The sequence below is a fragment of the uncultured Pedobacter sp. genome, assembly GCF_913776295.1.
In the GTDB taxonomy this organism is placed as follows: domain Bacteria; phylum Bacteroidota; class Bacteroidia; order Sphingobacteriales; family Sphingobacteriaceae; genus Pedobacter.
The window spans coordinates 88355-94958 of sequence record NZ_CAJYOJ010000066.1; the positions used below are offsets into that span (position 1 = coordinate 88355).

The window sequence follows — 6604 nt, forward strand, 5'->3', positions numbered from 1 at the left end:
AAAATGGAAAGAGGAGGCTGCGTATATATCATGGCAAATTCTTTTAATACCGTATTTTATACGGGCGTAACTTCTGATTTACAGGCTAGGGTTTGGCAACATAAAAACAACGAATGTCCAAATAGCTTTACTTCAAGATATAAATGTTATAAATTGGTTTATTAAACTTCTTTTTTCGGAATTGAAGAAGCTATCAATGAAGAAAAAAGAATAAAAGGGGAAAGTCGTCAAAAGAAGATAGATTTAATAGTAGCCAAAAATCCAAATTGGATTGATTTATATGATGGATTGGATGCGTAGTTTCCGTCATTGCTGGAGACTTTTCAGCCAACGAAGCATTTAAAGCTAAAGCTGTATCAATTTATTTACCCACCCATAGTAGTAGGATTGCTTCGTGCCTCGCAATGAAGACTTTTTCAATGGGATTGGTTATAACAAACCTAACCAAATATTTTCCCCGAAAAAGCCATCGCCTCCTCCCATTTATCCATATTTAACCCTAAATTCTCACCTTTAGCATTCAAAACGTTAATTACGTCTTCTGTAGCAATATTTCCGGTGAGGTCATCAGCAGCCATAGGGCAGCCACCAAGGCCTTTTAATGCAGAATCTATTCGTTTTACACCTGAAAGATAAGCAGCGGTTATCTTTTCTATTCTTTCGGCAGGAGTAGAGTGTAAATGAATACCTATTTCTGTAGCATCAAACTTCGATATTAATTTAGGCAATATTGTTTCTATCTTTTCCGGTGTGGACACGCCTACGGTATCGGCCAGCGACAAAATTTCTACTCCTTTGTTCACCAGTATATCAGCCCATTTTTCTACAATTTCATAATTCCATTCATCGCCATAAGGATTTCCAAAGCCCATAGACAAATAAACTACTGCTTTCTTGTTATTTTTGGCACAAATCGAAAGCATTTCTTCTATCGTATTTAGTGATTGAGCGATACTCGAATTGGTATTACGTTGTTGAAAGGTTTCAGAGATCGAAAATGGAAAACCCAGATAATCAACCGCTTCTTGCTGCACTGCATCTTCTACGCCCCTTAAATTGGCTACTATAGCCAAAAGTTTGGTATTGGTATGACCTAAATCAAGCTTTGCCAAAACCTTGGCGGTATCAGCCATTTGCGGAATGGCTTTAGGGGAAACAAAACTTCCAAAATCTAGCGTATCAAAACCAACCTGAAGCAGTAGGTTTAAATATTCAACTTTAAGCTCGGTCGGAATGAAATTGTGCAATCCCTGCATGGCATCCCGCGGACATTCTATTAATTTAAAATTGTTTTGGCTCATATTTTCGGTTTAACCGCAAAGTGCGCAAAGTTTTTCGCAAAGTAAAGAAGAAACCACAAACAAATTTTTAGCACTAAAGTTACCCTAAACCCTAAACCCTAAACCCTAAACCCTAAACCCTAAACCCTAAACCCTAAGACACATTAACCTCTTTCACCGAAGGGACTTCTTTCCTATAATCCACACTTCGATCCTTTGCAAAGGTTCTGATGATTAAGCGGGTGCCCCGATCGTAACTGAAGTAGCTCCAAACCCAATTTACGAAAACAATGATCTTGTTTCTAAAGCCTACCAAAGTCATTAAGTGGACAAACATCCAGGTAAACCAGGCGAATACGCCTTGAAAACGGATTTTACCAATATCTACTACTGCTTTGTTTCTGCCAACGGTAGCCATTGAGCCCTTATCGAAATATTTGAATTTCTCCAAAGGTTTATTTTCTTTGATGTTAATCAGATTTTTGGCCAGATGATGTCCCTGTTGGATGGCTGCCGGCGCAACTCCCGGATGACCATTAGGTGTTTCTTCATCTATAATAGCGGCCACATCACCAATGGCATATACGTTTTGATAACCTACCACTAAATTTTGGGTGTCGGTTTTCAACCGGCCTCCACGAACTACCTCTGCTTTGTCTAAACCAGCTAATACTTCTCCTTTTACACCTGCACTCCAGATGACCGTAGAGCTTAAAATTGGTGCTTTATCCTGCAAAGTGAGTGTATGTCCGTCATAACTTAATACCCGGGTTTCGTTCATGATCTGCACGCCCATATCGGTCAGGAAATCTTTGGCTTTTTTCTGTGCCTGTGGCGACATTACACCCAGTAATTCCGGCGAATTTTCGATCAGGTAGATGTTAACCTTGCTTAGGTCCATTTCAGGATAATCGTTCGGAATAACATGTTTTTTAAGTTCTGCAATGGCGCCAGAGGTTTCAACACCGGTTGGGCCACCACCAACCACAACAAAGTTGAGCAGGGCATTTTTTTTATCCGGATCTTTTTCAATCAGCGATTTTTCGAAATTCTGTAAAATCAAACTTCTCAAATCCAGTGCCTCCGGGATAGATTTCATGGGCATGGAATTCGCCTCAATTTCTTTATTGCCAAAAAAATTACTGGTAGAACCCGTAGCGATAACCAGATAATCGTATTTAATTCTGCCAATATCCGTTTGTAAACAGTTTTCTGCTGCATTAACTGCTGTAACTTTGGTTACGCGAAAAATCAGGTTTTTCTGTCCCTTAAAAATCTTTCTTAACGGAAATGCAATTGAATCGGCCTCTAAACCTCCTGTAGCTACCTGATAAAGTAGGGGCTGGAAAGTGTGGTAATTATGTTTATCAAGCATGACTACCTGAAAGGGTTTGTTCTTTAAACGCTTGGCTAACTCGATGCCGCCAAATCCACCGCCAACTATAACTACTCTAGGGTATTCGCTTTTAGGAAGTTGTAAATCCATTTTATTTCCGTTTATCTATTCTTTAAGTAACAAAAAGATAGCCAAAAGGTTTAAATAATGAGGTTTTCACGGTTATTCCAGCTTAAAAAAGGAGATATAACGCTGGTATGACGAAGTGGGATTTTGAAGATTTATTAGCAGTATTTTAAGTTAGCTAAACCTGATGGTAGTGAGCATGGAGCGCAGCGGAATAAAACGAACAGCAGGGCTATCTGAACCTAAGCGCCACAGGCATTGCTTTTCTAAAACCAAAAAATATAGCAAACCACTTTGTGTTCTTTTCGTGGTAAAAGAGCAGGGCATAAAAAAAGCACCCCGATAAATCGAGGCGCTTATATATCTCAGATTTTAATCTCTTATTTTTTCTCAGCTGAGCTACCCAAATCAATTACGATAGGCGTAGAGATACATAGTGATGAGTACGTACCGATGATACGACCGATTAACAAGGCGAAAATAAATCCGCGGATGCTATCTCCACCAAAAATAAAGATTACCAATAATACAAAGAATACGGTTAATGAAGTTAAAATGGTACGGCTTAAGGTACTGTTCAGTGCGAAATTGATTAAGTTGTTGCGCGCTTCGCCGTGTAAATCTTCTTTGCCAGATTCTTTTAATTTCTCACGGATACGGTCGAATACAACAACCGTCTCTGTCATGGTGTAACCCATTACGGTTAAAATTGCAGCGATAAAATCCTGACCGATTTCTAATGAGAATGGCATCACACCGTCTAAGATGGTATAGAAAGATAATACCATTAAAACGTCGTGGAATAATGCAATTACTGCACCTAAACCATACTGCCATTTTTTGAATCGTACAACGATGTAGATAAACATGAATAAACATGAGATCAACACTGCGTAGAAAGCGCCGTTTACAATATCACTTGCAATGATAGGCGTTACTTTTTGCGAACTTACAATTTCATATTTTGAACCTGCCAGGCCTTTATTTAAAGCATCTTCTACAACTTTATCCGTTTTAATGTCCTGATCTTCGATGTGGAAAGTAGTGGTGATTTTTACCTGGCTATCTTCACCTGCAGTTTTAACCTCAGGCGTTTCGTTACCGAAAACTGGGTTTAACTTGGCTTTTAGATCTTCAGTATTAACGGCTTTATCGAAGTGAACCAAATAAGTTCTACCTCCTTTAAAATCTACCCCTAAGTTTAAACCGCCATTTTTGAAGTACATCCCAATACCTGCAATAATAATAACGGTAGAGATGATGTAATAGATTTTACGACGGCCGACAAAGTTGAAGGCTAAGTTTTTAAAGGCATTACGCGTAAGGCTGTTATCAAAACTTACATCGATTTTGCGGTTTAACAACGATTCGAAAACTACTCTCGAAATGGCTACAGCTGCAAACAATGAAGAAAGGATACCGATACATAATGTAGTGGCGAAACCTTGTACCGGTCCGCTGCCGAAAACGTAAAGGATGGCACCTAAAATGAACAAGGTAACGTTAGAGTCAATGATGGAAGGCATTGCATGTTTAAAACCTTCTTTAATAGCAGAAGCAGTATTTTTGCCGTGTGCAAGCTCTTCACGTACACGCTCAAAAATCAGGATGTTTGCATCTACCGATAAACCAATGGTTAATACGATACCGGCAATACCCGGTAAGGTTAATACTGCACCAAGTGATACCAGGATACCAATGATGAAGAATAAGTTGATTAACAAAGCAAAGTTGGCCACCCAGCCTGCACGGTGATAGTATAGCGCCATGAAGATCAGGATAACAATAAAGGCAATTACAAAGGAGATTAAACCATCGTGAATAGCTTGTGCACCTAAAGTTGGGCCAACTATATAACTACCTGCAATACGTGCAGGGGCAGGTAATTTACCCGCTTTTAAAATGTTGGATAAATCTTTGGTATCTGCCTGGGTAAAGTTACCAGTGATTGAAGAAACACCGCCAGCAATTTCGTTTTGAACGGTAGGAGCAGAATAAACCTGATTATCCAATACAATGGCGATTGATTTTTTGTTGTTTGGATCAGCAGCAGCTTCAGCAGTAATTTTTTTCCATTTCGCAGCACCTTCACTCGTCATGTACATGGTTACTTCCGGTTTGCCTTTTTGGTCAAAGTCAGCACGCGAATCGCTGATGGCCTCACCACCTAAATCCGGTTTACCATCTGCGCTAACCACTTTAATGGCATATAATTCAAAAACTTTCGAACCTTCTCTGGGTTTAACGCTCCACATAAATTTCATCGTAGATGGAATCGATGCAGCAACTTCAGGAAGTTTTAAATAAGCATTAACCTTTGCCGTATCTTTTTGTAGCGACATACCCACAACTGCACCAGGCATTAATTGCTGTTGTCCGTTTTCGCCTCGGTAAATAGGAAGGTTAAGAACAGCATAAAGTGGATTAGATTTAATCAATTCGGCTCTGACTGCGCTCGAATCTTTTTTACCTAAGCCAGCAAGTTTGCCACCTTTAGCTGATGTATCTTTAGCAGCAGCTTTTTCAAGGCCCGCTAATTTACCACCTGCAGCCGGAGCAGCGGTTGTATCTTTAGCAGCAGGTGCATCAGTTTTTAATGTTGCCGCTAAAATTTTATTAATATTTTCTAATAATGGTGCAACTTCTTGTACCTGGTATACTTGCCAGAACTGTAATTCGGCAGATCCCTGCAAAAGTTTAGCAATACGCTCTTTATCCTGCACACCCGGCATTTCGATCAGGATACGGTTACTGCCTTCTTGTTTCTGCATGTTCGGACTAACTACCCCGAAACCATCAATACGTGAGCGTAGAACCGTAAATGAACGATCGATAGCACTGTTTGCTTCTTTTTCTAGGAAAGATTCAACTTCACTATTGCTTGCGTTAGGTTTCAACTGAGATGCGTTATCCTGATTAGAAAAATAATCTGCAAGTTTTACTCCAGGGCTTAATTTTTCGAATTCATCAACAAAAATTTTGATGTAATCTTTACCGCCGGCATTTAATTTGATCTGCGCGTTTTGAATTGCTTTGTTGAAATTCGCATCAGTAGGGTTGCCTGCCAATGATTTTACCAATTCCGCTAACGATATCTCCATCGTTACGTTCATTCCGCCTTTTAAGTCCAGACCCAAATTAATCTCTTTCGCTTTTACCTCTTGATAAGTAAACCCAACAACTGGATAAACTTTTTCGGTACTCATCGAATCTAAGTAAGCCTTTTCTTTGGCTAAGTCACCTTTCGCATAGTTTTTTGCGTCTTTTTCCACCTTGGATGCCACCAAAGTAAAAGAAAGTGCATACGCACAAACGATAGCCAATACTATCGCTATAAACTTAATAAAACCTTTTCCTTGCATTGTTTGTTTAAAATAATTTGTCTTTCGCTGTTTTTTAACAAGTCGGCAAATCTAATTAAATTTTTAAATTATAGAACCCCTTAATTGATAATTTATTAAGATTAATTTTTATCGGGCATCAATCCTCCGCTATTCATCAGGCAGAATTTATTTTAGAGGGCTAAATTTATAAAGAAATTGATTTAGAAAGCAATTGTAGCAGCTTTTGGGATTGGGTTTCTCCGGTTGATGTGCCAACTTTTTCAACATTTGTCATGCTGAGGAATAATTTATGGTATAAAAATCAATATAAATGACGTAACTGATTTCTTATGCCATACAGCACAGTCTTGCCTCGGCTCACCGCCGCCGAAGCGCTCTTACTTTTTGGCATCAAAAAGTAACAAAAAATGCCGGCTGAAAATTTTTCTTTCAAAGCCAGTAATAGGGCTTGGTCGGTGGAGTCCGAAAAATTTGTTAGGCCGGACTTAAGTAGAACGGAGACCCAGTGCGAAGGCCTT

Annotated in this window: 5 protein-coding genes; 1 reads left to right on the forward strand and 4 read right to left on the reverse strand. The window is 39.3% G+C overall.

What is annotated here, in order from left to right; all coding sequences use genetic code 11:
• Positions 1–3 precede the first annotated feature (3 nt).
• Positions 4–165 carry a GIY-YIG nuclease family protein gene (locus QZ738_RS15300; protein WP_293788606.1) on the forward strand — a complete coding sequence of 54 codons (162 nt, stop codon included), beginning with the start codon at positions 4–6 and terminating at the stop codon, positions 163–165.
• Between the two features lie 275 nt (positions 166–440).
• On the opposite strand, the gene QZ738_RS15305 is transcribed toward QZ738_RS15300, so the two are convergent.
• The 4 genes from QZ738_RS15305 to QZ738_RS15320 all read right to left on the reverse strand — a co-directional run.
• Entirely contained in the window at positions 441–1301 is an 861-nt protein-coding gene (locus QZ738_RS15305) for a hydroxymethylglutaryl-CoA lyase (protein ID WP_293788607.1), read from the reverse strand.
• A gap of 133 nt (positions 1302–1434) precedes the next feature.
• Positions 1435–2766, reverse strand: coding sequence for an NAD(P)/FAD-dependent oxidoreductase (locus QZ738_RS15310; RefSeq protein WP_293788608.1), 1332 nt, complete (start codon positions 2764–2766; stop codon positions 1435–1437).
• Positions 2767–3122: 356 nt separating this feature from the next.
• Positions 3123–6104, reverse strand: coding sequence for a protein translocase subunit SecDF (gene secDF, locus QZ738_RS15315; RefSeq protein WP_293788609.1), 2982 nt, complete (start codon positions 6102–6104; stop codon positions 3123–3125).
• 283 nt (positions 6105–6387) lie between these two features.
• Positions 6388–6604, reverse strand: a 217-nt coding sequence (locus tag QZ738_RS15320) for a hypothetical protein (protein WP_293788610.1), incomplete at its 5' end; no start/stop codon positions are given.